The following is a 24,010-nucleotide window of genomic DNA, read 5'->3' as shown; positions in this document are numbered from 1 at the left end:
TACCTGTTTTTTTAGCTAGTTACAACTGCCTAAACAATCTAAATTCCCTATGACTACCTCTTCCTCTTTTCTACTAAGTATTTAAAAGCAAAAAATAGCTCATTTCAGTTTTTAAAGTATATATTTAAAGTAGATCTATAATATGTGCCGGTAAAAAAGACTATAAATATCTTTTCCTCACCATATTTATAAATAATTTTCTTTATCAAGAAAAAAATGTTATGCAGTAATTTTACTTATAAAGTTTTCTATTATAAAACCATCAGAAAAAGCCTTTGTAGTAATGGAGAAAATTTGGGATAATAAACTAAACGATTCTTAAATAAAACGGCGTATTTTCTAGTCGTTATTTTGCGCTAACCACAATATGAAAGCGGTGACGAAGATGGAGACACAACCTTTTCAGTATGCGGAGACAAAAATCAACGAGTTAATGGCTGCCCTACAACAAAACATCCTTGGTAAAACAGAGATTCTGCGTTTAACAGTCACAGCATTGTTGGCGGATGGACATATATTATTTGAAGATATTCCGGGTGTCGGAAAAACATTATTGGCAAAAACATTGACGCAAGCGATCCAAGCCGATTTCAAACGAATCCAATTCACTCCTGATCTATTGCCTAGCGATCTTTTAGGTGTCTCGATCTTTAATCGGCAAACCAACCAATTTGAATTCCATCAAGGTCCGATCTTTACCACGATCCTTTTAGCAGACGAATTGAATCGAACAACACCCCGCACGCAAGCGGCTTTATTGGAAGCTATGTCAGAAAAACAGGTGACGATCGAATCAAAATCAATATCCTTAGATCCACACTTTTTCGTGATTGCTACACAAAATCCTTTAGAAAATGAAGGAACCTACCCGCTTCCGGAAGCCCAGTTGGATCGGTTCTTGTTTCGTTTGAAATTAGGTTATCCAGCCGAAAAGTTTGAACTGCAGATGTTAGCTGGGAGGAATGATTCTAAGCCGGTCCCTCCTGTTTTGTCCCTAGATCAATTAACGACTTTAAAGTATACTGTTCAGCAAGTCCACATCGCTCCCGAACTTCTCCGGTATGCTTTGCAGCTGATTCAAGCAACTCGTATACATCCAGATCTGGTTTTAGGCATCTCCCCTCGGGCCGGTGTAGCATTTATCCAAGCGGCAAAAGCATACGCTTTGACGTGGGGACGAGGATATGTGACACCAGATGATCTGCAAGCCGTTGTCCCGGCAGTTTTTCACCATCGACTGATCCTCAAAGATTTTTCTCAAAAACAAGTTGATGAGATCATTCGTGAGATCATTGATCAAATCCCTGTTCCAGTGAGGTAGCCGAATGATAAAAACGATTCTTCATTTTACTTTGCAAGTATCCGTTTTGCTGGGACTGGGATTGTACGCATTTGGCTTCGATTATTCCCTTGGCTGGTACCTTTTCTATTTTTATTTACTATTTTGTTTCGTCAACTGGTTTATGTGGCTAATGCCGGCTGGTTTGCTCTCCTTTTCCTTAAGACAAACTGTCGCCCATGCCCAAACTCAAGAGCAATTACCAATAGTTTTTGATCGCCGGCTATTTCTAGAGCCTTACCTGTCCTTCAATGGTAAGGCGATTTCTTTAAATAAAAATGAAGAGCTCTATTTGCCGGTTTTTTTCAAGCATCGCGGCATCGTTGATTCACTGCCTCTCACTTTAGAAATCAGTGATCTGACAGGTAAATTGCAACGAAAGAAAACCTATATATTAAAGGAAAAAGTGCTGGTTTTGCCGAAACCAGACTTTGAATACAGTCGAAATCTTTATACTTTTTTACTGAAAAATAGACTGCTTTACGAAAAAGATTATTTTTCTTCCGAGATCGCTGACCATCGAAACTATCAGTATGGAGATCCGTTGAATCGAATCAATTGGAAGCTTTCTGCTCGGACAGAGGATTTGATCACACGAGAACTCTTGCCGGAAGAAAATCAGCCGGTTCTGATAATTTTATGGTCGGATTCAGAAAAGTTGATCAATTTGTATTATTCCTTCTATCAACAGCATAAAAATGACTTTCATTTCTTGATTTGGTCAAAATCCGGGGTGCTCTCTCAACACATCACACCGGAAGAATGGGCGGTGTATCAGCAAGGCCCCCCTGCTGGCGTTTTGCCGAAAAATCGTCAGATTCTGCTGTTTAGTGAACGTAATGAAACAACAGCACCTAGCATTGCTTTCTTGCAGCAGCATAACTCCGTCACCTTGATCGAACAGCAAGAAATGCTGCAAATACATGGTAAAAAGCAGAGTTGGACACTACCAAAGGCGGTGAGTACCGATGATTAATTCAAAAAAGCACTGGCTGTTTTCGCTGTTTTCTTATTTATTGCTGGCAACATTGATCACACCCTTTGCTATTGCCAATAAGCTTTCACCAACTTGGCCGTTGTACCTCTTTTTATTTCTTTTGCATCTTTTGCTTTCTTTGCGGTTACGGATCATACGGCTCTTTGGAATCTCTTTACTGACTTTGTGGGTGCTGCATTTGACGATCCCTGTGGAACCAGGCCTCTCTTTAAGCGAATGGCTGCCAGCTCTTGTCCAGAAAATTTATGGACAGCTGCAGCTGATCTATCAAGGAACAGCCTCTCATTTACCAGTCGATACAGCAGTATTCTTTATGACGCTCTTTTTGCTTTTATCTAGTCTATTGATTTTGCGTTTTCATCGGTGGCGCTTGGCCGTATTTTTTACTATCTGTTATTTGATTTTATTGACTATCTTTAGCCATCAAACCTTATTATTTGAAGGTGTTTTGATCTCTATCAGTTGTTGTGGATTTCTGCTCACTGAAAAAATGATTGAAAATAAATCAGCCAAAAATAACCGCTTGCTCCTCTTTTTAAGTCTTATCGGTGTATTCGCTTTTCTTTTCCCAATCAGTCTGCCGCAAGTACAACGAGAAATTTTCTTTTGGGGGCAACCATTGCGGAATCGGATCAACGAGGCAGGAATTTTTGACGCGATCGCTGATTACGGGGGCGGTTCAGGTGCTCTCAAACGAAGCGGCTTCTCTGAAGATGATACGGTTCTTGGCGGTCCTCTAGCAGATGACTTTACTATTTTATTTACCGCTCAAATGTCTTCTCCAAGCTATTGGCGAGTAGAAACAAAACATAATTACAGCGGCCAAGGATGGACAGATATCGGAGAAAATAGAGGATATCCTTCCAATCCGTTTTATCTTTTTACTTATCCTGGAACACTGGTAGCTGATAGCGAGACTGTAACCATCACACCAAGTGAAGCAATCCCTTATTTGCCTCAGCCTTATGGGAATATTCAATGGAACATCCCGACTGTATTAAATGAAGTTCGCTTTGACAGGAGTACTGAACGGATTTCTTTTTTTGCATCAACGGCAGAACAACAGTTGATATTCCGTCCCCTTCAAAGGCCTACGATCCAAGAAGCACCGATTCTGCCTGGTATGGCAATGTACACCCAATTGCCGGATTCAGTGCCAAGACGAGTCCGGGAGTTGGCTGCTGAGATTACCGAGGATGCTCAGAGTCAGTTGGAAAAAGTGGAAGCGATCCAAAACTATCTGCGTTCAGGAGAATTCCGCTATTCTAAGATCGATACAGAAGTCACTCCAGAAAATCGTGAGTATGTAGATTACTTTCTTTTTGATTCAAAGGTGGGTTATTGTGACAATTTTTCCACAGCTATGATCGTTCTGCTGCGTAGCCTGGATATTCCGACACGTTGGGCGAAGGGCTTTAATAACGGAGCTGTTGCAACAACTGAAAATGGTGTCGAAGTCACGATCCGCAATGCTGATGCCCATTCTTGGCCGGAAGTTTACTTTACTGACTATGGCTGGCTGCCCTTTGAGCCGACACCGGCTTTTTCTGATACCTTTTCACAAGAATCTACGACAGAGACAACCCTACCAACTGCAGAGACAGAGACTTCGGAAACAAATCCATTAGAGACGAGTGCTCCTAGTGAGGAGACTTTAGTGAGCAGTACTGTGGAAGCTGCCCAAGGATCTGAAACACATTATCTATTTGACTTACGTCTGCTCTTTATCCCTTTACTATTAGGACTAGTCATAACTGCCCGATTTTGGGTATATCACCTCTTGTCTTTTGCACTCAATATACTTTCCTTTGAATCTGGCTATCGCTCCCTGCTTTTCTTGTTCTCAAGAAAACTGCCTCGCAAGCCAGCAGAGACATTAACCGCTTATAGTCAGCGGGCGGAAGAAAAATGGCAACTAGATGGCAACTGGCAAAAAGCAACAAGCCGCTACGAAGAATCTCTCTACGGGGGATCAAAAGCTACCAGTGAAAAGCGACTTCTCTTAGAAAGTTTACGAATTCTTTTTTCTAAAAAAAGAAAATAAACATTTAGATATGTGATTGCCAAGCGGTGCCTCTGTTCAACAGGAGCCCGCTTGGTTTTTGTTTATAAAAATCACCTATTACTACCTCCTCCCGCACAATCTTTTTCAAAACTTGATACTGGTCAATTTTTTATCGCCCAATAGTCTCTATACTGTGTCTTGTAAGAAAGAGAAAGAAAAGAGGAAGAAAAATGAAATTTCAAAAGTGGATCCAAGATCATAGTAACCACATCACTGTTTTATCAGCCATCTTGATCGTTTTAGGCTTTATCGGTAAATTTGTCGGCGCCGTGTTTTTGTACAAAGCAGCATTAGCCGTTGCCTCCATCATCGCCGTGATCCCAATTGCGATCCATGCCTATCAAGCAGTAAAAGTCAAAGTCATCTCCATCGACCTTTTAGTAACGATCGCGGTAGTGGGTGCCTTTATCATTGGAGAATACAATGAATCAGCTATCGTGACTTTCTTGTTTTTATTCGGCAGCTACTTGGAACAAAAAACATTGACGAAAACAAGAGCATCCATCAAAGCTTTGACAGAAATGGCCCCTACTACCGCCAGCATTGTTTTAGCGGATGGTACCATCGAAGAAGTCGAAATTGATGACGTGGAAGAAGGCGACATCGTATTAGTGAAGACTGGCGGTGCGATCCCTGTAGATGGGCAAGTTATTGACGGAAAAGGTTACGCGGATGAAGCGGCTGTTACCGGTGAATCCAAACAAGTCGTCAAAACCCAAGGAGATGAGGTTTTCTCTGGAACTATCTTAGCAGATGGGTATCTAAAGATCGAAGCGACAAAAGTCGGTGACGATACGACATTTGCGAAAATCATTGAATTAGTCGAAGAAGCACAAGATACCAAATCTCATGCAGAAAAATTTATTGACCGTTTCTCTCAATACTACACACCTGCCGTATTGTTGATCGCATTGCTTGTCGGTTTGTTCACCCGGGATTTTCGTCTAGCGATCACCGTTTTGGTTCTTGGTTGTCCTGGGGCTTTAGTGATCGGTGCTCCCGTTTCCAATGTGGCCGGTATCGGTAACGGTGCAAAACGCGGCATCTTAGTCAAAGGCGGCGAAGCGATGGATACTTTTTCCAAGATCGATACCTTTGTCTTTGATAAAACCGGTACCTTAACAAAAGGAACCACTGCTGTATCCAATATCAAAAGCTATACAAATGACGAAGATCTCAGTCTCGCTTTAGCTGCGCGGCTAGAAACATTATCCGATCACCCGCTTGGACGGGCTGTGATTAATTATGCCAACGAGAAAAAATTGAACTTTCAACAACTGGCAATCAAAAATAACCAAACCATCAAAGGACAAGGAATCTCAGCTGAAATCGAAGGTCATGAAGTTTGTGCCGGAAATGCCAAATTGATCGCGACTCATAAACTATCTTTGACACCGCAACAAGAACAAGATCTGCTGCAACTGCAAAAAACCGGCAGCTCCATCATAATCGTCGCTATCGATAAAAAAATTACCCAGATCATCGGTGTTTCTGACGTGATCCGTCCAGAAGTTGCTGAACAGTTGGCTCGTCTGAAGCAAGCCGGTGCCAAACATTTGGTGATGCTGACTGGTGACAACCAAATCACCGCCGATTATGTCGCTAATGAGTTAGGGATCGATGAAGTCCACGCTGAATTACTGCCGGATGAAAAGGTTCAATTCGTTAAAAAATTCCAAGATGAAGGTCGTCGTGCCGCCTTTGTCGGTGATGGGATCAATGATTCACCATCTTTAGCAACCGCAGATATCGGTATCGCAATGGGTTCAGGAACCGATGTCGCTATTGAAACCAGTGATGTCGTCTTGATGCAATCCAGTTTTGAAGCATTAGTCCATGCCTATCGCTTAGCTAAAAAAACTGTCTTGAACACTCGAGAAAACGTCGTGATCGCGATCGGAGTCGTATTATTCCTGCTCATCGGTTTGTTCGCCGGTTTCATCTACATGGCCAGCGGAATGTTCGTCCATGAAGCCAGCATTCTAGTCGTTATTTTCAATGCTATGCGTTTGTTGTACTTCGACCATAAAAAAGTTGAAAAACTTGATAGTCATCAAGTTCTTTCCGACAGCTCTGCCCTACAATAAAAGCATCAAGAAGAAGAAAGGAAAATCTACTATGAAAAAAATCATCATGCAATTAGATACATTGTCTTGCCCAAGCTGTATGCAAAAAATCGAGAATGCCGTTTCTCAACAACCTGGAGTGAGCGATACAAAAGTCTTATTCAATGCCAGCAAAATCAAAGCTAACTTCGATCCAGATGAAGTCAGCCCCGAACAATTGTCTGCCGTTGTAGAAAAATTAGGTTATGAAGTCCAATCAACGAAAGTGAAAGAGGCGTAAATCAATGAGTACAGTCGAAGAAAAATTTGCCGAAGAAGTCAAAAAAGCGGATCTTGATCATCACAAACCAACTGCCGGCGCAATGGTCGGTCATATTTTAGCCAATTTTAAACTGCAAGAAATGAAGCTGACACAAGCACAATTCTACGTTTTAGGCGCCAATGCCAATGAATTGAGTACCGTCTTTGAAGGATTTGCCGATCAAGAAGCGGCTTGGTTCAAAAAAATCGCTCACGAACTAGTGATCGAAAATGAAGTGATCCCTACTACGTTGGAAGAAGTAACCCGCTACGGCAAGATCCCTGAGCACGGTCAAAACAAGTACTTGTCTGCGACCGCTATGCTGGAAAATTTCGCAAAGGACTTTGATTTCCAAAACGTCTTCATTACACGGGGCATCAAGTTAGCTGAAAAAGAAGAAAAATACGGCTTGCAACAACTACTCGTTGAATTGTTGAGCTTCAACAAAGATGTCATTTACCAAGTCCAACGCCTGCAAGGAAAAACCGTTCGTCAAGACCTTGATGACGAAGATGAAGACGACGATTAGCCCTTAAGATTATAAACACAAAAATAAAACCTTCCCCTAAAAATAAAGATCATGTCGCGAAACAGGAGACAGCGATCACGATCTCTTATGAAATAAGATAAAAAAACACTTGCTGATGCTTTGTCTACGAGCATCGGCAGGTGGTTTTTATTGATTGATAGTTGATTTCCCCTAAAAATTTATGTTCACTACACTTGTTTCTTACTTTGATCCGTTCTGAGATTACGCCAAGTTGTTACCTCGCATTGACCATAACCATTATCTCCCGTAGCTACCACAGAGCCATCCGATCTTAAGCCGATGGTATGAGAACAACCGGCTGCAACGGCAATGATCTCTTGCCAATTTTCTACATTGCATTGCCCAAATCGATTATCACCAGTTGCTATGACTGTCCCATCTAAGCGTAGACTTACTGTGTGATAGCTTCCCGCTGCAATCATGGTAATTTCACGCCAACTGCTTACATCACATTGCTGATACTCATTCCAGCCAACAGCTGTTACGGTACCATCATTCTTGAGACCAACAGTATGGAGATAGCCCGCTCCAATAGATTGGATACTCTCCCAATCCTCTACATTGCATTGTCCCCGCATATTATTTCCAGTAGAGATCAAAGTCCCATCTGCTTTTAACCCGATGGTATGCCAATCTCCTGCAGCAATGGCCTTGATTTCTTGCCAGTGGGCTACATCAGACTGTCCTTCATTCTCTCTGCCTACAGAGATCACCGTACCGTCTTTTTTCAATCCTAACGTTCGCCGCCAGCCTGCCGCAATAGCTGCAATATCGTGCCAATCACTGACATCGCATTGATTGTGCTTGTTCCACCCAGTCGCTACGACAGTCCCATCGCTTTTCAGCCCAACGATGTGTTCATTACCGGTATTCGTCGCAAGATGCACATTACCGATCGCAACAGATTGGATATCCTTCCAATGATCAGTCTTGAATTGCTTGCTTTTATCTGGAGTCACAACAACGGTAGTGTCCGATCTGATAGCCACACTGTGACGTCTGCCTGCCGCGATAGTAAATAATCCATTTGAGTCATGACACACTTTTATCCAACTCCTTTTGAAAAGCCTTCAATGGGTATATGATCTATTATGCTCATTTTAATTCAGCAGAATATATTTGCCAACATGATTTACTTCTTATTTGTGAGATAGGAGCATAAAAAATACCAGATAAGCAATGCCTACCTGGTAGTAAGATTTTCAAGGAATCTTACGTAATTATCGTATCATAAAACGAATAAAAACAATACCTTTTGTACTAATTCTAAAACTTATTTTCCATGTATAGAGTAGAGTTAACTGCTTTTTACAATTATAGGTACTAATTTTTAATATCAGCAGTATTACTTACAGTAGTTTCTAAAAAAGCAAGTAATCTATTTGGATAATCTCCTCAATTGCTTATAGCATCCACCCCGTGCCTTTATGAATCGTCTCTTTATTATCATTCAATAACTCATTTACGGTGCTACAAGTAACATCTACATTACTTTTTTTAAAATAATTGTTTACTGCGTTTTCTCCAATTCAAAAACAACCTTGTCGCCTTGTTTCAGGATGGTTTCTTTTGCGCCTTTCATAGCAGGCTCTCCATTAATAGTATAGGTCCAGTATTTATTTTCTTTTGGATCTTGCTCATGGCCTTCAATTGACGTGATGAACCCATCTTCATCTTTGATCGTGAAGTTTTCTTTCATCGTATCAAATAGATTTGCCTTCTCTTTGACTTCGATTTTTTTAGAATCGATTTGCTGCTTGTCTTCTTTTAAAGTGATCGTCACAGTTTGTTGAGTTGTTTTCTCCGTAGTCGTACTTGCAGCAGTATCTGTTGCAGGAGTACTACAACCACCGATCACCAAGGTACTTATCACGAGAAGACTCGCGGTGATGATTTTTTTCATTATTCTCACTCCTTAAAAATTCTTGCCGTTATGGTCCTCGTTTATTTTAAAAAAAGAGCAGTTAAAATACAATAACAATTTTTTTCATTGTTTTTACAACCCGCATTTAAGTTGAACTTTACAGTTTGTGCAGGTACTGCATCCACCGATTTCTTCGATCGTTCCTTCATGACAGATGGGGCAAATCTCGCCTTCTGCAAGTTGTTCATCGACAGACACAATTTGTTGCTCATCTAAAAGATCCATCTGTTCGTTCTCTTCTGCTTCCAAAGTCAACACTTGACTATCTCGACTCCCATCGACATAAACGGTACCGCCTTTTGCTCCACCCTTGTACAGTTGTTCGTAGATTTCAGCAACTTGTGCTACTTGTGAACCTCTTGGTGCGTTGACAGTCTTAGAGATCGAACTATCCACCCAACGTTGGATCGTACACTGTACCCCAACGTGTGCTTCTGGATCAAGACTCATAGCTGAAACAAAAAATTCTGGTAATTGTTCTTTGGTACAGGTTGGATGCTCAGTGAGATATTCATCCACGATTTCGGCATTGACTTCAATAAATTTACCCAAACGGCCGCTTCGGAAATACGAAAAGGCGAAATATGGTTCTAAACCAGTCGAAACACCAGCCATTGTGCCCGTTGATCCAGTAGGTGCAACTGTCAGCAAATGGGAATTGCGGATGCCGTATTTCAGGATGTCTTCTTGGATTTCTTGCGGCATTTTTTTCATGTAACCTGTTTGAATAAATTTTTTCCGCAACTCTTGGGTTTCTTCTTCATTTTTCCCAATAAGAAAAGGGAAACTGCCCTTTTCTTTTGCCAATTCGATCGAAGCTGTATAGGCAGTCGTAGCGATTTTTTCAAAGACTTGATCAACTAACTGATTGCCTTCTTCAGAACCATAAACTTTCTCGCAATAAATCAATAGATCTGCAAGACCCATCACACCTAACCCAACACGACGTTCCCCTTTTGCTTGTGTTTCATTTTTATCAAAGAAATACGGCGTTGCATCGATAACGTCATCTTGAAAACGGACGCTTGCGCGAACGACTTCCGCTAATTTTTCAAAATCTACTTTCTTCTCTTTGCGATTTACCATATTGGCCAAGTTGATGGCAGCCAAATTGCAGACTGCATACGGCGTAAGGGGTTGTTCTCCACAAGGATTGGTAGCGACGACTTTTTGCCCATAAGCCGTGGCGTTTGTCATTTCATTTGCGTTATCAATAAAAAAGATCCCTGGTTCCGCGGAATATGTCGCGCAGAATGTAATCAGATCCCATAGCTCTCGAGCTTTGATGGTAGCATAGGTTTTCACTTTTCGCCCGCTTGCTTCCCACTCTCTGACATCGCCGATTTCTGCCCAGTTTCTATCATAGTCTGCCATTTCTTCTGAGTTGTATTCCTCAATCGCTGGGAAACGCAATTCATAGTCCGCATTCTGTTCTACTGCTGTCATGAAATCTTTTGTTAAACATACTGAGATATTGGCTCCTGATAAAAATTCGCTGTTTTTGACAGAATAGCTTCCACCTTGTTTGATTTTTTGCTGTATCTCTTTCAAATAAGCATTTTGTTCTAAAGCATAGCTTTCTTTATGTTCAAGAACAGTTGTATAAAATTCATGTTCCGCATCAGATAAAGGTGTAAAGGATAATTTTTCTGTGGCAAGTTGTTTTACCGTCTGACTGTCTGTCGTTGCGATCAAGCGCTGCAAGACAGAGGGATTTTGGATTTTCGAAATAATAAATTCAAAAATATCCGGATGCCAATCTGCCATCATGATCATTTGTGCACCGCGACGACTACCGCCTTGCTCTACTAAGTGGGTCAAATTGGCTAAATCGTTCAACCATGAAACGGATCCTGATGATTTGCCATTGACGCCATGAACGATCGCCGCCCGCGGACGTAACGTTGAGCCGTTGGTACCGACACCGCCGCCGCGGCTCATGATTTCCATGACTTCCTGCCGATGTTTGGCTAATCCGCCCCGTGAATCATGGATAAAAGGCATCACGAAACAATTGAAGTAGGTAACTTCGGAATCTGTCCCGGCGCCGTATAGTACACGCCCAGCAGGAATCAGATTTTGCTCGACCAATTGTTTATAGAATACTTGTTCAAAGTCATTCTTTTGAGGATCTTTTTCCATTTTAGCGATACCATGAGCGACACGTTTGGCTATTTGCTCATAATAGATTTCTAAAGGTTTCTCGACTTCGTTTTTATTTCGTTCTACTAATCCTGAAGACATTTCTAGCGGATCTGTCAGCGTGCTGCGAAATTCTTCCTCCACTTCAATAATCAAACGGTCATCTGTAATATCCCTAACGATACCGATTCCCCGTGCTGGATATTGGGGATGGGGCTGTGTTGTTAAAACAACTAAGTCTCCTACAGTGATCGTATGACCATTAGGATCTTTAGACGCATAACGATCCAGCATGATCAAGCGAGAAATGCCTTCAAATGTCATAGACATCTCCGGTTTGATAGGAAACAGTCCTTCAAATTGCTGAATATCTTGGTTCAATTTTTCTTCATATTTTGCGGTATATATTTTTGGCAAATGAATCACTCCTAAATAACATTCCTTTTAAAAAATACAATATATTGTGTTCGAAAATCATTATCACACTATATATCGTATTTTTCAATGTTGTATTTGTAGAATTTATTTGTTATAGTTGAGAATGACTCTCAATTAATCAGCTTTAACAGTTGATTCCAAAGTGCTTTTTTGTGTTTTGCTCCAACCCGGTCCGCTATTTCTCCTAGATTATCAACCGCACGATAAAAAGCACCAAAGCAAATAAAAATTTATTGCTTTGATGCGTATAAATAACATATCTATTTTTATTGAATCGTAAAAACTGTCTTTTAATGTCCGCTATTTGGAAAAAATCATTAGGTCAATCTTGCGATTTGCGTTTCTTCAAGCGCTCCTGCAAGATTTTTAATTCACGAAGCTCCACCGCATTCTTATTGATCTTCGCAAAAGCTCGCGCATCGGAAATAAACTCTTCAACGATCTCAGTTTCTTTATTTTGTACTAGGGCATTTTTTGCCAATTGGAACATCAGCCGCGCAAGATAATAGGTCACATGGTTATCTGAACAGATCGCGACTCCATGCTGCAACAACGCATCACTGACACTATAATCTTTGATGCTGGCATAAAATGTTCCGGAATAAAACAAGATATTCAATATCCGCCAAATATCCTCTGACGTTTCAATAGGATATTGATAGACATCGCTGACTGCTTTATCAAAAAAGTATTCCGCCTTCTCTTGATCCCCTTCATTCGCATATGTCAGCCCCAAACCCGTATACGCTAATAGGACAAAAATATATGATTTCTCTTTGGGAGACTCTGATAAGATTTGATTAAAGTAAAAGAAAGATTCTGTGATCTCGCCGCCTTGCAAAGCACTTAAATAACCTTTTAAAAAAAGATAGTGCCATTTTTGTGTTGGACTTTGCAATTCGCTTTGTGAAATCTGATCCAAAATTTTTTGTGCTTCTTCATATTCACTGGTAACCAGATTAAATTCCGACTGTTCCAGCTGTTTATTGACTTTAGACGCTTGAATCCCTACATTTGGGAAAAGTTCCCCTAAACTTAACTGCAGGCGGTTGCATAGTTTGATCAAAATCTTGATCGTCGGAATCTGACCGTTATTTTCAAAGCGGCTCAGTGTGGCTTGGGTGCAGATTCCTTCACTTAACTCTTTTTGTGAAAATCCTTGCGCTTTTCGGGCTGCAATAAAACGTTGTATATCCATTCGTTGATGCTCCTAGTATGTAATGTCTGTTATCATTGTATCACATCGTTTTATTAGATGGCTAACTACAATTGAAAAGGGTTTAAGAAACCATTCCATAACGGGAAAGACAACGAATGTTCATCATATTCATGTGAGTTACTCATTGTTTCAATTAATTTTCTTACCGAACTATGGAGATATCATTGGATAACATCAATCTTCTCTATTTAGTATGTTACAACCAAATAATTTTTAATATATTTTTTTATATAATAAATACAAAAAATAATTTTGTTTTACCTATGAATACCTCTTTTAGTGTGTTTTTTACCAACAAACCCTCAAGCAATTTAATATACTTTTTTATATATTTATTTTATACTTAATCGTGAAAAAACAGACAGCTGTTTTTTACTGGGATTAGCAGAATATTCAATAGGAAGATCTCTCGCATACTTTTTATGTGTGTAATTTCAGTAGAGTTACTTGTCTGATTTATCATGGTGTAAAAATAAGAGAGGATGATTCAAATGGTTAAAAAATTATCAGTAGCGACAGTGATCAACGAAGGCGGACGCGAAGGAGAAAGCAAATCCGTTACCGGCTACCTGAATGTTAAGACAACAATGACGAAAAAAGAAGGATATACAAATCCTGAAGAATTATTTGCTGCCGGCTTCTCCGCTTGTTTCAACGGCGCTATGTCATTTCCATTAGAACGTGACGGCTTAGGCGACAAACCTCGCAGTGTCCGTGCAGAAGTAAGCTTGCTAGGAGACATGAGCGACACAACAAGTCTGCATATTGCAGTAAACATCATCGGCCACATCGATGGACTTTCAAAAGAAGAAATCACAAACTATATGGAAGAAACTTCTCACATCTGCCCTTATTCAAAAGCAGTCCACGGCAATATCGAAGTAACTTACCAAGCAGAATAAACATGAATAGATAAAAAGACCCGTGGAGCAATTTCCGCGGGTCTTGCTTTTTATTGATTAGATCATTTTACCGCTTTTTGAGTACGTCTAGGCTCGACCATAGCTGAGGCTTTTCTAAACTGCAATCACATGACTACTTAGTGCTTTTGAAATTGTCGAGAAGTTCCTGCCAAATAAATTTGATCATAGAACTTGTGGACGCTCCCGAATCTTTTTTATTGCTGATCAGTTGTCCCAAATCACTGGCAAAAATCCCGTAGCTAAAATAACTACCAATCAGAGCCGCTAATAAGGTAAAAACCAAAATAAAGATTTTCATAGATTGTCCCTCCTCTAGGATCTTGCGGTAAGTATAACACCTGATATTCCATTTCGCAATCCGCCATACTTGGCTAGTTCCAATGGCTTCCGTTCATTATACTGCCAATTTTTTTACCAGTACCAAGCAAGGATTCCACTCATCCCACAAATACGGAAAAACCTCTAACTTTGAAAAACCCAATGACTTATAAAAACGGATTGTTTGATCATATTGCGGATAAAGCCCTTCATCGACCGTTTTTACTTGCAGAAATTTATACTGCTTTTTTGCATATTCTTCTGCCGTATGAAAAAGTTGCTTCCCTATTCCTTGATGATGCGCTTCTTTTTTGACACCCATACAATAAATCTCTGCTGTGTCTTCACTGGTTGAAGAAAGGCTGATAAATCCAAGATACTCTTCTTCTTTCTTCACGCACCATAAAGGAAACTCCTTTGATTTTTCGATGTATTCTTGTGTTGATTCAGGCAGACCAAACCATTCAGGTAGATCCAACAATACTTCCTGCACGCATCTGCTCTTTTCTGCAGGTTCTTTTACAAAAATAATCTCCATATTTCCTCCATTGATCGCTTCTTTGATGTAAGTATAGCATTTGAAGCACACTTATATGTGGTATAATGAGTAAAATTTGTAACCATCAGTAAGGAGATATTCTTTTGACAAAAAATATTTTTGATACGATAGCGAACCATTACGACACACCAGACCGGCAGGCATTAGCTGCAATTATCCGTGAGGAAGTAGTAAAGTATTTCCCTGTAAACACCAATCAAAAAGTTTTACTTGATTACGGTGGCGGCACTGGACTTGTCAGCTTGCCTTTTGCTGATGCTTTTAAAGAGTTGATTATTGCGGACGCTGCGGAAACGATGCTGAAAATGGCAGAAGAAAAAATCAATACAGCGAATCTGAAAAACGTACGAACGATTCATGCTGACGCTTCGGTTTCATTTCCTACTGTCAAAGCCGATGTGATCCTCGTTTCACTGGTTCTTTTACATATTCCTGATACAGAAACTATTTTAAAGAAACTCTATGAACTTTTAGCTCCTGAAGGACAGCTGATGATCGTGGATTTTGATAAAAACGATCGAATCAATCATCCAAAGGTCCACAATGGATTTGACCAGCAAGAATTACATCAGAAGTTAAAAGCAGCCGGCTTCTCTTCTGTCACCAGCCACACTTTCCATCATGGGGAAAAACTGTTTATGCACCAAGACGCGTCACTTTTCTTGGCGACTGGGAAGAAAGCATAATTCTAAATACCGGAAGTAGATGTTCTATATTGGTCCCATTCATTAGTTAGAATGTAGATTTTAATTATTTTACTGGACAAAAAAAGCCCGTTGATCTCAGGATCGGCGGGCTTTTTAACGTGATGTGGATTTAAAAAGCAAAATTAGTTACAAATATCCTGGAATACTGTAGAAAAGACAGAACAAGGCGACCCAAGCAATCAGCGCTAAAATAAAGATTGTTTTCGTCTCCTTATTCCTGTGTTTTCTAAACTTTAGATAAAGCAACAATACAGCAATAGTATAAGTCGCCAAAATCAGCTTACCCACGAAAATGTGTCCTGCCTTTGGTTTTGATTTGAGTCCTCGTAACCAAGTTTCTTTTCAAAATTGCAACAAATCTATGTTCTTCTATCTTTAGCCTTCTCCTTTACTGCCTACTACATGAATTCAGTCGGTAAAAACTGAATAATGGTGAATAAAATACATAGTACATAAGCTGCCAATACCATATTTCCTAGATCAAGACGCTCCCACTTTCCTTTCTCAGTCTTTTGATAAGCGATCACGAACATGAGAATGGTAACCATACTGACAATGGAAGATCTTGATTCTGAATTAAAAAAGTGTAGATTTATAGTAATTCTTGGTATCAGACCGTAGAGAAGAATTGCTACATAGACGCCTAAATGAGAGTCTTTACTTTTCATGAATGCCCTCCATTTTCTCAAACCATATCAATAAATCCTCTGCTTGTTGTTTGTCCTTAATCAAATCCGTTATAATCTTCTCGTCATTTATCTTTCTATAAAGGACGTTATCATAAAACCGCTTACAATACAATCCTTTTTAAAGTATCTTTTTTGAAAAATCCAACGTGAAAAACAAGAATAAACTGACCTTGACGAAAGAGTATAAAAAAGTGTTCGATGACCAGATAATTAAATACTTTTTGTTTCATTGATAACGATTTCTTTTAGCTGTATGCTTTTTCTGAAATCAACACTCTCAGGAAAGATATTTTCGTTTTTGAAGATAATCGTCTCAGATTCAAAAATTTTTCATACTAAAGGAGGATCGATCTGTGAAGAAACTCGTAGCGTTCTTGTTTCTGATTATTTTGTTGATTAGTGTCCTATTCCTTAGCTTTGATAGACGGAGTAAGAATAGTACCAAGGAGGAAACCTGCGTCTCATCCCCAAAAGCAGATTTCCCTATAATATTTACGATTTCCGAAGTTAATAACCTTGATCCCGATTATCAGGATATCGGAAGAAAAATCAATCTAGCCCAGTTAAAAACTGGTGAAATCATTTTTACCTTTGATAACCTGCCCAACAAGTACTATACCGCGATTTATTTAGATGGAAAACAAGTGATGCCGGCAACAAAAGCAACACTGCGATCATTTGGCTTCAATGTAAACGAGGATAAAAACAGCCCGTTTCTTTCAGTAGGCAGTCATCGGTTAGAAGCCGCGATTTACGAAACTAAAAAACAGGCTGAACAGAACATCCGCAAGTGCAGAATTTTTGAGATGGAATATTCTTATAGGATCAATTAATCTTTCTACGAAAATGACACAGAAGATTTTTCTGCTCCCGCTTCACTTCTGTTGGTGTTGTTCCATCTGTTAACACCAGAAAAAGTGCTGAAAACCACCACATCAAGGTTTTCAGCACTTTTTATTTTTAAAACATGAAATCTTATATCCTCAAAAACTACTGGTTCGACAAATCAAAATTTCCTAACGATCAGTATAGATGATTCTCGCACCAAACGGCATCAATGCTAAGCGAGCCATCTTTAATGATTGGCTAGCAAATGGGATACCGATGATCGTGATTGCCAATAAAATGGCACTTGCGACGTGAGCTAACGCCAACGGGATCCCAGAAACCAACAGCCAAATAATATTTAGAATAACTGAGACTCCATTCCCCTCATAAACGACTTCTTTTCCAAAAGGTGCTAATGACATCGAGGCTAATTTAAAACACTGTTTGCCAACAGGGATTCCCACAATCGTGATACACCATAAACAGCCAGCGAGAAACCAGCTGATAGCACCTGCTAATCCGCCAAAAATGAACCAAATAATATTTCCTAAACAACTCATCTTGTAAACTCCTTTTTCCTAAGTAAGTATATAAACAATACCATACATTCAGTAGAAAAAACTCCTTCTTTTGGCCGATTTTTTAAACTATATTTGTCTTAAATCAATATACGTTTCAATACCTAGTTCATTGGATATCTGCTCTTACTTCTTCAATTACAGTATCTACAACTTTCCCCCCACAAGCTCCACTGCTAATTTGAAACTGCTTTTATTATTCTCCCAATAAAGAAAATCATGAATACGCTGACAGTCTTCCCATCTCCAATCGACATGTTCATTGGAAATACGAACCTCATCTTCAACAACCGATGTCAAAAAAAGAGTCTTTTCTATGATCAATGTCTCATTTATTGGAACAATCTGGGTGCCTAGTTCGAAAATAGACTGTCTATTTATTTTCAAACCTGTTTCTTCCCATATTTCGCGAATTGCAGCTTCTTCAGGCGTTTCGTCCTGTTCGATCCCACCGGTTACCGGCTGCCAAAATTGCAGATCCTGTGTTTTTACCTCCAACAGTAAAAACTTTTTTAAGTCTTTGTTATAAATCCAACACTCAATACTCTGTTTTCTCATCCCTATGCTCCTAGTTATGTACTTTGTTGACGGCTTTCCTTTTCCAGTTTAGCATTAAGGTCATATAACAATATAAAATAAGATCATTATTTTGTACATAAAAGCTAATAAATCTAAGGAATACTTCCGCAAGTGTATTATCTATAACTTAAAAAAATTTAGTCTTTTGCCCTTTACATTGATTTTTCTTTTCCCTTCCTCTATCATTTGATTACCCGTATGGCAACTTATAGTAACCTTACAGCTACACCTGTATACTATCGGAGTACAGATACTAAAGTAAAAACTGTACACAGTCAGATTCCTTGTTTACCCACTTAACCACGTATAAACTCGTTGGATAATAGATGTGGCAAAAAATTTTCTGACTAGAATTCAAATGAATGGAGTAACATCATGGATCAATTGATAAATGAATACAACAATAATCCCTTAGGCTTTACTGGATTTATCGTTTTTACGATCGGCCTGTTATTATTTGCGTTTGGCAGAAAATTTTTCCTTTTTCGTTGGATGTTAGGTGATCGGAGTATGTTCTGGCAATTTTTATGGGGTGGAGTGATAATGATCATCGGATTCGGTATATTATGGTTAAATCGATGAAGTTTTTAAAGTTAGAAGTTTTCCGATTTGGAATAATCTGAAAGGAACGATTGCTATATCTATTACAATAATAAATTAAATAAAAATCGAACTAGCAAAATCCAGTCCAATTTCATAAAACAGTAGCAATTGCTTAAAAATATAATTTTTAGCATATGAAAAAGGAGTGGATTTCTCCACTCCATAAAAGTCTAACTTTTTGGATCAGGTCAACCTTCAAATGGCGCTTTCCTCATACACGCTTTTGTAAATATTCTTTTATTTCCAGTGCTTTCAGAAACTTATTTAATCACAAAAAGATTTGCTTAAGGGCTGTCATAATAATATGGTTTGAACTTCAACTCACCTTTTTTGTTTCCTTTAATGATCACGAGCAACCAACGGTGACTGAATGCTAAAACAGCTAAAATCAGTGATCCACCGAACAAAAGCGTTGATTTTGTCTTTTTCATCACGTTTTATCACATATTCAGATTTATCAAAAGCTTTGGACAATCTTTTGGTATTATTTGTGTAATTCGTCCAGTCTACGCTTTTATATAGTTCAGAAATCTCATTGATTGATTGCGGATCAATACCCCTTTTTCCTCTTTGTCTCCGTTAAATGGACCAATTGATCATTACTTATCCATTCCTCAACGACCGAACGTACGCATCAACTGCAAAAAGTGCGTCAGTAACATCTTCGGCGGTGAATTTTTCAGCCATTTGATGGATAGTCTCTCCTTCTTGAGTCGCCAATTTACCGACCTTCAGCAAATCACCATAAGAAACACCCTCCAACTTCAAATCTTGCAATGTTGTCGGCAGATCAAGAGCTTGATAGAAATAGATGAAGCGATCCAACATTTCCTTCGGTTTATTTTCTAAAAACAGTTGTGTTAATGTCCCATAGGCCACTTTTTCACCGTGAGTCAAACTATGGATCTCTCCATGTAATGCAGTGAACCCGTTATGGATCGCATGTGCCGCAGCAAGTCCACAGCTTTCAAAACCGATCCCGCTGAGCAATGTGTTCGCTTCTACCACGGCTTCTAACGCTGGTGAAACAACATTTGCGCGACAGGCTTCGAAAGCCTGAAGACCATTTTCGAATAAAACCTCTTCACATTTTGCAGCGATCGCTTCGGCAGCTAATGTTGGCGCACCACCACTCATTGTTGACCCGTGGGCTTCAATGACTGATCGACCTTCTACCCATGTTGCTAAAGCATCCGCGATCCCGGAAGCTAATAATCGACAAGGAGCTTTTGCGATCACTGAAGTGTCCACCAATACCAATTCTGGATTCTTTTTGTAAAATAAGTATTTCTCAAAGGTTCCTTCTTCCGAATAAATAACAGATAAAGCAGAGGTTGGAGCATCAGTGGACGCAATCGTTGGAAGGATCGCCACTGGCATTTCCAAATTATCACTAATGGCTTTGGCCACATCGATCGTTTTTCCGCCGCCTAAACCAATGACTAGATCACAATTATTGGATCTCCCGATTTCACTGACGCGATCGATCTCGACTGTTGATGCTTCGCCGTTGAATTCGACTCGTGTAACTTGCATATTTGCTTTTTCCAAATTCATTTGGAATTTTTCACCAACGATTCCCCAGACTACGTCGTCACACAGCAACAAAGGTGTCTTTCCCAAACTTTGAAGATGCGTGATCCCTGTTGTTAAAACATCCCGACCCTGTACATACCTTGATGGACTGGCAAATACTTTTTCCATGTGAACCCTCCAAAAATTTTTATTTAATTAAAGTGAAGAAAACAAATTTCATTCACCCAATTAGTTTGTGTTCGGTAGAAACACACCACCTAAGAAAACCCTTACATTTTAACGCAACACATTTTGCTTTTAAAATAACAATAACCATAAAAATCTGTCACTAATAAAAATGACTTTCTGACTCTTTGCTAACTGCATACACCAATCGAAAAAGGCTATTCTTTCCGCTCCACGATATATTGTTCAACAAATGGTTTTCCGTCTTCAGCTGATTCCAATTGATCACTGGTATCAAAAAGAAATTGTTCACCGGTCTCAGGATCTTTTACGATCACTAAATGACCTCCAAGCTTTCGTTTTGAATATTCAATTTGAGCTGTGCGGGCTAATTCCTTTGTATCATAGTTAGAAGCGATAGCATTTCCCAAATTAAAAAAAATCGATTCTTCCATTTTGTCGCTCTCCTTTCAGGTTGTTTTTCACCTAGTTTCCTTATATTCAGTATATCACAAGCATTTTTGATTGAAGGACGCTAAATAAATTATTTTGATTTTCTATGATAAAGATTACAGAAATCGCCATTTAAACACGTATTTTCCCACTAAATATTGGGTTTCTCAAAAATACGCACTCAGAGATCAAGTTACCTACACCTACTCATAAAAAATATAAACATGGGCTTAGAATCCTCCTCTGCGACATCACTTGTTTTTTGTCTTTTTTATCCATCCTTTACTAATTAAATGAGTGTGCTATAATAAGTTCACTATTTTGTTTAAAATAGTGAACTGAAAATCCTATTAAATCGCCATTTTTAGAAATATCGTTTTTTCAGTTCATCAAAACGAGACAAAATTCTCTTAATGATGAAGTCAGAATTTTCATAAATAAATACGCAAAAGAATGCCAGGAGGTTTGATTTTTGGCTAAAGCAAAAATGACGTACAACGTCCAACCCCTTCGTACGGAAAAAGATATTATTCTTTTTCAACACGAACTTTCAAAAACGGAGTTCGGCAAGCGAAATGAATTTTTATTTTTATTTGGAATCAACAATGGGCTTCGGATGGGTGACATCGTGAAGCTGAAAGTCGGTGATGTCCGTTACAGTGATCAGCCCTATATAATAGAAGAAAAAACCAGAAAAAGAAAACCTCTCTTTCTGACAAATATCCGCTATGAGATCAATGAATACATCAAAGATATGAAAGATGAAGACTGGCTCTTTCCTTCCCGTCAACAAGGCGGGCACATCAAACGGAACACAGTCTATAAAATTTTGACTGATGCTGCTGAAAAATTGGATCGGCACGATATAGGGACCCATACTCTAAGAAAGACATTTGGCTACCATCATTATCAAGAATTTAAAGATATCGCCATTTTGATGTATATTTTCAATCACAGTTCTCAAGAGATCACGAAAAGATATATCGGGATCACTGACGATGAAGTAGCCACTTCTCTAAAATCTTTCCGGCTGGGTGCTTAAATATTTCGATCCAACAAAAAAGTGGAAATCATCAAACTAATGGTTTCCACTTTTTATATTGCTATACAATTTTCTCAATGTTGGCTTTACCATAAAAATCCGTCTTTGGTTAGTTTATGGTAAGAATTGCGGATCATACTGCCGTATGTCAGCAAAAAGATTCCTAAAGATGCTGTTGAAAAGAACATAAAAATACCCAACGCTGGGTGAAAGCCGCCGCTGATACTTGCCATGATCGGAAATAGAGAAAAGACACATAATCCGATCCCTACTACTAAAGAAAAAGCAAAACTGCGTCGATAGGCATCTTCTCGTAATGCTGCTTCTCGCATCACCTTGCTGGAGACCACAAGATTTGCCATTGACCGACTCGCCTTTGTATATCTCATACCGCCGATAATGAATAGTCCCACTGATATTGCGATCCCTAAAAATAAACTACAAAACGCCAATGCGACTCCATCAATCGTTATGAAAAATAGAAAACTGCCCAATGTTCCCCAACTGGTGAATACACCAAACGCAATCTGCAAACTGGCCTTCCTGTATTCTTTCCAGTAATGTTCCGCGTCTTCCAAATCGAAGACGTTGGTTTCTTGCTGCGTAAACTCCATTTCCTTTTCCAAATTCAACTCTTCCAACAACTCGTCAATGGAACCGAACGTAGCGATAACAGCTCCGATAGCTTCATGCTCGCTTTTTCCTTCTTCAATCAATTCATGATAATGATCTTCCATGTTTGCTAATAAATCTGATTTTAGTTTTTCAGTCTCTGTTGTTTTCGGTACTTCGATAAAAAGACTTTCTAAATAATTGCGAATCGTATCCATTTAATTTCCCTCCATAAACTGATCAACAACTGCTTTTGTTGATTGCCATTCCTGTTGTTTTTCCTTCAAATATTCTAATCCAGGTTCCGTTATTTTATAGTAGGTCCGTTTCTTACCATGTGTGATCTCTCCAGGATAAGAACTGATCAGATTATTTTTTTCCAGGCGCGCAAAAACGGAGTAAAGTGTCGTTTCTTTGATGATGTATTTTTCATCCGTCACTTCACGGATCGTTTTTGAAATCTCATACCCGTAAGAATCATTTTTTTTCAGGATTGACAAAATAATCGCATCATTATACCCGCGAATGCCATCACTTGAGATCATTTTGCTTCCTCCATTATTACTTCATCTGTCGTTGTAATCAGTATACTCCAACTACTACGACAGGTAAAGTAAATTTTGCTAGGACTTTAGACCTATTTTGGATGAAAGAACGGCAAATATCTTTGTTTTCAAAGAATACGATGTAATTAAAAAAACGGCCATACAACAGCTTTTTTCTCACAAATTCTTTTTGCTTTGCCTCTGTCGTGGTGCTATACTATGTGAAAAAAGAGAGCGTGTATGGGGTAATTATGAAAAAAATCTGGTTGAAAGAAATCACGCAAGAAGATTTGAAACCATTATGGGAAATCAGTTATGGTCCAAATGCTGATTTGACATGGATGGAATTTAATGGTCCGTATTTTCAGGACCCGGTGTTGAACTGGCAAGAATTTTCTACCGGTTGGGGCAAAGACTCGGTGAATCATCCTCATCGGAAATTGATCATGACTGAAAATCAGCTAGTAGGTATGGTCACTGCTTATTGGGAAGATGGTCAGTTAAAACAATGGCTTGAGACAGGTATCACGATTTATGATCCAGCCGATTGGGGAAATGGGATCGGTTCTGCCGCGTTAAAACTTTGGTGCCATGAATTATTTGACCGCTATCCTTATTTACCGCATCTTGGTTTTACCACATGGTCCGGTAATCTTGGGATGCAAAAAGTCGGCGAAAAGATTGGGATGCAAAAAGAAGGTGTCATCCGCAAAGTACGATTCTGGCAGAACCAATATTTTGATTCCGTGAAGTACGGAATTTTGCGGGACGAATTGAAAAAAAACTGAAGCGATCATCCCCTATTTTGAACATAAAAATGATCAAAAAGAAA

At 39.2% G+C, this 24,010-nt stretch carries 27 protein-coding genes; 12 read left to right on the top strand and 15 right to left on the bottom strand.

What is annotated here, in order from left to right; genetic code table 11:
* The first annotated feature begins 385 nt into the window (after positions 1-385).
* The 6 genes from EFB00_RS12270 (at position 386) to EFB00_RS12245 (ending at position 7,297) form a co-directional block, all read left to right on the top strand.
* Positions 386-1,321 carry an AAA family ATPase gene (locus EFB00_RS12270; protein ID WP_241153459.1) on the top strand — a complete coding sequence of 312 codons (936 nt, stop codon included), beginning with the start codon at positions 386-388 and terminating at the stop codon, positions 1,319-1,321.
* 4 nt (positions 1,322-1,325) lie between these two features.
* Complete coding sequence (locus EFB00_RS12265; RefSeq protein WP_122647171.1) at positions 1,326-2,315, top strand: DUF58 domain-containing protein; 990 nt, start codon at positions 1,326-1,328, stop codon at positions 2,313-2,315.
* Positions 2,308-4,380 (top strand): transglutaminase TgpA family protein, encoded by a 2,073-nt coding sequence (locus EFB00_RS12260; protein ID WP_122647170.1) that lies wholly within the window; start codon positions 2,308-2,310, stop codon positions 4,378-4,380. Before EFB00_RS12265 ends, EFB00_RS12260 begins: the two co-directional genes overlap by 8 nt.
* A 191-nt stretch (positions 4,381-4,571) precedes the next feature.
* Positions 4,572-6,488, top strand: coding sequence for a heavy metal translocating P-type ATPase (locus EFB00_RS12255; protein WP_122647169.1), 1,917 nt, complete (start codon positions 4,572-4,574; stop codon positions 6,486-6,488).
* Positions 6,489-6,519: 31 nt separating this feature from the next.
* Positions 6,520-6,747 (top strand): heavy-metal-associated domain-containing protein, encoded by a 228-nt coding sequence (locus EFB00_RS12250; protein ID WP_122647168.1) that lies wholly within the window; start codon positions 6,520-6,522, stop codon positions 6,745-6,747.
* 4 nt (positions 6,748-6,751) lie between these two features.
* Entirely contained in the window at positions 6,752-7,297 is a 546-nt protein-coding gene (locus EFB00_RS12245) for a ferritin-like domain-containing protein (RefSeq protein ID WP_122647167.1), read from the top strand.
* A gap of 188 nt (positions 7,298-7,485) precedes the next feature.
* Here the strand turns inward: EFB00_RS12245 and EFB00_RS12240 are convergent, their stop codons facing one another.
* The 5 genes from EFB00_RS12240 to EFB00_RS12220 all read right to left on the bottom strand — a co-directional run bounded on the left by EFB00_RS12240 (position 7,486) and on the right by EFB00_RS12220 (position 13,020).
* The gene (locus EFB00_RS12240) at positions 7,486-8,361 is read right to left on the bottom strand and encodes an RCC1 domain-containing protein (RefSeq protein WP_206423506.1); all 876 of its coding nucleotides are present in this window, start codon (positions 8,359-8,361) and stop codon (positions 7,486-7,488) included.
* Positions 8,362-8,721: 360 nt separating this feature from the next.
* Positions 8,722-8,847, bottom strand: coding sequence for a DNA alkylation repair protein (locus EFB00_RS13815; RefSeq protein ID WP_122647338.1), 126 nt, complete (start codon positions 8,845-8,847; stop codon positions 8,722-8,724).
* Positions 8,829-9,221: a DUF4430 domain-containing protein gene (locus EFB00_RS12230; protein ID WP_122647165.1), complete on the bottom strand. Its 393-nt coding sequence runs from the start codon at positions 9,219-9,221 to the stop codon at positions 8,829-8,831. The genes EFB00_RS13815 and EFB00_RS12230 overlap by 19 nt, the downstream gene beginning before the upstream one ends.
* Before the next feature lie 93 nt (positions 9,222-9,314).
* The gene (locus tag EFB00_RS12225; protein ID WP_122647337.1) at positions 9,315-11,792 is read right to left on the bottom strand and encodes a vitamin B12-dependent ribonucleotide reductase; all 2,478 of its coding nucleotides are present in this window, start codon (positions 11,790-11,792) and stop codon (positions 9,315-9,317) included.
* Positions 11,793-12,144: 352 nt separating this feature from the next.
* The gene (locus EFB00_RS12220) at positions 12,145-13,020 is read right to left on the bottom strand and encodes a helix-turn-helix domain-containing protein (RefSeq protein ID WP_122647164.1); all 876 of its coding nucleotides are present in this window, start codon (positions 13,018-13,020) and stop codon (positions 12,145-12,147) included.
* Positions 13,021-13,532: 512 nt separating this feature from the next.
* Here EFB00_RS12220 and EFB00_RS12215 point away from each other — a divergent pair.
* On the top strand, positions 13,533-13,943 hold the full coding sequence (locus EFB00_RS12215; protein WP_122647163.1) for an Ohr family peroxiredoxin: 411 nt from the start codon (positions 13,533-13,535) through the stop codon (positions 13,941-13,943).
* Between the two features lie 133 nt (positions 13,944-14,076).
* Here EFB00_RS12215 and EFB00_RS12210 read toward each other — a convergent pair whose 3' ends face one another.
* Together EFB00_RS12210 and EFB00_RS12205 are read right to left on the bottom strand one after the other, a co-directional pair.
* Positions 14,077-14,262 (bottom strand): hypothetical protein, encoded by a 186-nt coding sequence (locus EFB00_RS12210; RefSeq protein WP_122647162.1) that lies wholly within the window; start codon positions 14,260-14,262, stop codon positions 14,077-14,079.
* 96 nt (positions 14,263-14,358) lie between these two features.
* Complete coding sequence (locus tag EFB00_RS12205) at positions 14,359-14,820, bottom strand: GNAT family N-acetyltransferase (RefSeq protein ID WP_122647161.1); 462 nt, start codon at positions 14,818-14,820, stop codon at positions 14,359-14,361.
* A gap of 104 nt (positions 14,821-14,924) precedes the next feature.
* On the opposite strand from EFB00_RS12205, the gene EFB00_RS12200 reads away from it, so the two are divergent.
* The gene (locus EFB00_RS12200; protein WP_122647160.1) at positions 14,925-15,527 is read left to right on the top strand and encodes a class I SAM-dependent methyltransferase; all 603 of its coding nucleotides are present in this window, start codon (positions 14,925-14,927) and stop codon (positions 15,525-15,527) included.
* A 419-nt stretch (positions 15,528-15,946) separates the two neighbouring features.
* Here EFB00_RS12200 and EFB00_RS12195 read toward each other — a convergent pair whose 3' ends face one another.
* On the bottom strand, positions 15,947-16,216 hold the full coding sequence (locus EFB00_RS12195) for a hypothetical protein (RefSeq protein WP_122647159.1): 270 nt from the start codon (positions 16,214-16,216) through the stop codon (positions 15,947-15,949).
* Between the two features lie 374 nt (positions 16,217-16,590).
* Between EFB00_RS12195 and EFB00_RS12190 the strand changes: the two genes are divergently transcribed.
* Positions 16,591-17,070, top strand: coding sequence for a hypothetical protein (locus EFB00_RS12190; protein WP_122647158.1), 480 nt, complete (start codon positions 16,591-16,593; stop codon positions 17,068-17,070).
* 183 nt (positions 17,071-17,253) lie between these two features.
* Here EFB00_RS12190 and EFB00_RS12185 read toward each other — a convergent pair whose 3' ends face one another.
* Positions 17,254-17,625, bottom strand: coding sequence for a YccF domain-containing protein (locus EFB00_RS12185; RefSeq protein ID WP_122647157.1), 372 nt, complete (start codon positions 17,623-17,625; stop codon positions 17,254-17,256).
* 165 nt (positions 17,626-17,790) lie between these two features.
* Positions 17,791-18,201, bottom strand: coding sequence for an NUDIX hydrolase (locus tag EFB00_RS12180; RefSeq protein WP_122647156.1), 411 nt, complete (start codon positions 18,199-18,201; stop codon positions 17,791-17,793).
* Between the two features lie 396 nt (positions 18,202-18,597).
* On the opposite strand from EFB00_RS12180, the gene EFB00_RS12175 reads away from it, so the two are divergent.
* The gene (locus EFB00_RS12175) at positions 18,598-18,804 is read left to right on the top strand and encodes a hypothetical protein (RefSeq protein ID WP_122647155.1); all 207 of its coding nucleotides are present in this window, start codon (positions 18,598-18,600) and stop codon (positions 18,802-18,804) included.
* 305 nt (positions 18,805-19,109) lie between these two features.
* Here EFB00_RS12175 and EFB00_RS13510 read toward each other — a convergent pair whose 3' ends face one another.
* The 3 genes from EFB00_RS13510 to EFB00_RS12165 form a co-directional block, all read right to left on the bottom strand.
* Positions 19,110-19,256 carry a hypothetical protein gene (locus EFB00_RS13510; protein WP_164709488.1) on the bottom strand — a complete coding sequence of 49 codons (147 nt, stop codon included), beginning with the start codon at positions 19,254-19,256 and terminating at the stop codon, positions 19,110-19,112.
* Positions 19,257-19,428: 172 nt separating this feature from the next.
* Positions 19,429-20,529, bottom strand: coding sequence for a glycerol dehydrogenase (locus EFB00_RS12170; protein ID WP_122647154.1), 1,101 nt, complete (start codon positions 20,527-20,529; stop codon positions 19,429-19,431).
* Between the two features lie 215 nt (positions 20,530-20,744).
* Positions 20,745-20,981, bottom strand: a complete 237-nt coding sequence (locus tag EFB00_RS12165; protein ID WP_122647153.1) for a hypothetical protein — start codon at positions 20,979-20,981, stop codon at positions 20,745-20,747.
* Between the two features lie 485 nt (positions 20,982-21,466).
* Between EFB00_RS12165 and EFB00_RS12160 the strand changes: the two genes are divergently transcribed.
* Complete coding sequence (locus EFB00_RS12160; RefSeq protein WP_122647336.1) at positions 21,467-22,021, top strand: tyrosine-type recombinase/integrase; 555 nt, start codon at positions 21,467-21,469, stop codon at positions 22,019-22,021.
* Between the two features lie 86 nt (positions 22,022-22,107).
* On the opposite strand, the gene EFB00_RS12155 is transcribed toward EFB00_RS12160, so the two are convergent.
* Both EFB00_RS12155 and EFB00_RS12150 read right to left on the bottom strand, forming a co-directional pair.
* Positions 22,108-22,851, bottom strand: coding sequence for a permease prefix domain 1-containing protein (locus EFB00_RS12155; RefSeq protein WP_122647152.1), 744 nt, complete (start codon positions 22,849-22,851; stop codon positions 22,108-22,110).
* A complete protein-coding gene (locus EFB00_RS12150; RefSeq protein ID WP_122647151.1) occupies positions 22,852-23,178 on the bottom strand; it encodes a PadR family transcriptional regulator in 327 nt (108 codons plus the stop codon).
* A gap of 248 nt (positions 23,179-23,426) precedes the next feature.
* Between EFB00_RS12150 and EFB00_RS12145 the strand changes: the two genes are divergently transcribed.
* Entirely contained in the window at positions 23,427-23,966 is a 540-nt protein-coding gene (locus tag EFB00_RS12145) for a GNAT family N-acetyltransferase (RefSeq protein ID WP_122647335.1), read from the top strand.
* Positions 23,967-24,010: the final 44 nt, after the last annotated feature.

The organism is Enterococcus mediterraneensis, from assembly GCF_900604485.1.
GTDB classification, from domain to species: domain Bacteria; phylum Bacillota; class Bacilli; order Lactobacillales; family Enterococcaceae; genus Enterococcus_C; species Enterococcus_C mediterraneensis.
The sequence above is the reverse complement of the archived record's forward strand: the minus strand, read 5'-3'. Positions and strand labels throughout refer to the sequence as shown.

Bases quoted from the DNA above. Each gene is read 5' to 3' on its own strand.
- EFB00_RS12270 (WP_241153459.1), top strand. From the start codon at position 386: ATGGAGACACAACCTTTTCAGTATGCGGAGACAAAAATCAACGAGTTA.
- EFB00_RS12265 (WP_122647171.1), top strand. From the start codon at position 1,326: ATGATAAAAACGATTCTTCATTTTACTTTGCAAGTATCCGTTTTGCTG.
- EFB00_RS12260 (WP_122647170.1), top strand. From the start codon at position 2,308: ATGATTAATTCAAAAAAGCACTGGCTGTTTTCGCTGTTTTCTTATTTA.
- EFB00_RS12255 (WP_122647169.1), top strand. From the start codon at position 4,572: ATGAAATTTCAAAAGTGGATCCAAGATCATAGTAACCACATCACTGTT.
- EFB00_RS12250 (WP_122647168.1), top strand. From the start codon at position 6,520: ATGAAAAAAATCATCATGCAATTAGATACATTGTCTTGCCCAAGCTGT.
- EFB00_RS12245 (WP_122647167.1), top strand. From the start codon at position 6,752: ATGAGTACAGTCGAAGAAAAATTTGCCGAAGAAGTCAAAAAAGCGGAT.
- EFB00_RS12230 (WP_122647165.1), bottom strand. From the start codon at position 9,221: ATGAAAAAAATCATCACCGCGAGTCTTCTCGTGATAAGTACCTTGGTG.
- EFB00_RS12220 (WP_122647164.1), bottom strand. From the start codon at position 13,020: ATGGATATACAACGTTTTATTGCAGCCCGAAAAGCGCAAGGATTTTCA.
- EFB00_RS12215 (WP_122647163.1), top strand. From the start codon at position 13,533: ATGGTTAAAAAATTATCAGTAGCGACAGTGATCAACGAAGGCGGACGC.
- EFB00_RS12210 (WP_122647162.1), bottom strand. From the start codon at position 14,262: ATGAAAATCTTTATTTTGGTTTTTACCTTATTAGCGGCTCTGATTGGT.
- EFB00_RS12205 (WP_122647161.1), bottom strand. From the start codon at position 14,820: ATGGAGATTATTTTTGTAAAAGAACCTGCAGAAAAGAGCAGATGCGTG.
- EFB00_RS12195 (WP_122647159.1), bottom strand. From the start codon at position 16,216: ATGAAAAGTAAAGACTCTCATTTAGGCGTCTATGTAGCAATTCTTCTC.
- EFB00_RS12185 (WP_122647157.1), bottom strand. From the start codon at position 17,625: ATGAGTTGTTTAGGAAATATTATTTGGTTCATTTTTGGCGGATTAGCA.
- EFB00_RS12180 (WP_122647156.1), bottom strand. From the start codon at position 18,201: ATGAGAAAACAGAGTATTGAGTGTTGGATTTATAACAAAGACTTAAAA.
- EFB00_RS12175 (WP_122647155.1), top strand. From the start codon at position 18,598: ATGGATCAATTGATAAATGAATACAACAATAATCCCTTAGGCTTTACT.
- EFB00_RS13510 (WP_164709488.1), bottom strand. From the start codon at position 19,256: ATGAAAAAGACAAAATCAACGCTTTTGTTCGGTGGATCACTGATTTTA.
- EFB00_RS12170 (WP_122647154.1), bottom strand. From the start codon at position 20,529: ATGGAAAAAGTATTTGCCAGTCCATCAAGGTATGTACAGGGTCGGGAT.
- EFB00_RS12165 (WP_122647153.1), bottom strand. From the start codon at position 20,981: ATGGAAGAATCGATTTTTTTTAATTTGGGAAATGCTATCGCTTCTAAC.
- EFB00_RS12160 (WP_122647336.1), top strand. From the start codon at position 21,467: ATGACGTACAACGTCCAACCCCTTCGTACGGAAAAAGATATTATTCTT.
- EFB00_RS12155 (WP_122647152.1), bottom strand. From the start codon at position 22,851: ATGGATACGATTCGCAATTATTTAGAAAGTCTTTTTATCGAAGTACCG.
- EFB00_RS12150 (WP_122647151.1), bottom strand. From the start codon at position 23,178: ATGATCTCAAGTGATGGCATTCGCGGGTATAATGATGCGATTATTTTG.